This is a genomic window from Aeromonas sp. Prich7-2, from assembly GCF_017939255.1.
Taxonomy (GTDB): domain Bacteria; phylum Pseudomonadota; class Gammaproteobacteria; order Enterobacterales; family Aeromonadaceae; genus Aeromonas; species Aeromonas caviae.
The window spans coordinates 1-370 of record NZ_JAGKRI010000354.1; the positions used below are offsets into that span (position 1 = coordinate 1).

The 370-nt window shown below is 60.0% G+C and carries 1 pseudogene; it reads right to left on the reverse strand.

Annotation, left to right across the window (positions count from 1 at the left end):
- Positions 1–303: pseudogene (locus J9892_RS22795) on the reverse strand (IS1595 family transposase); the annotation flags it as partial.
- Positions 304–370 lie beyond the last annotated feature (67 nt).

Sequence of the window (370 nt, forward strand, 5' to 3'; positions counted from 1 at the left end):
AGCCTGGGCGTAGTCCTCCCAATGCTCAGCCTTACGTAATCTGGCCAAAGGCGTCTTGGTGAGGAGGGAGCTGGTTCGCCGACACTGCTTACAACGGTAACGACGCAGCCCACGGCTCCAGCCCCAGGGGGCCAGCTGGGTGGCATCCGCCTGGCAGTGGGGACAGCCGCAGCATGTGGGTAACTGGGCATGGAGGGACGTAATCGGGTGTGGAGCGGCGAGCTCATGCTGAGCGACACGGCGCTGACGCAGAGTAAGTAATGGAAAGAGGGACAACAGGTGTTGGAAGGCTGGCGTATCCATGATGAAGGTCCTCGCGGTGATGACCTACTTCCAGATTAGCCTTCCAACACATAATTGGGACAGCGCC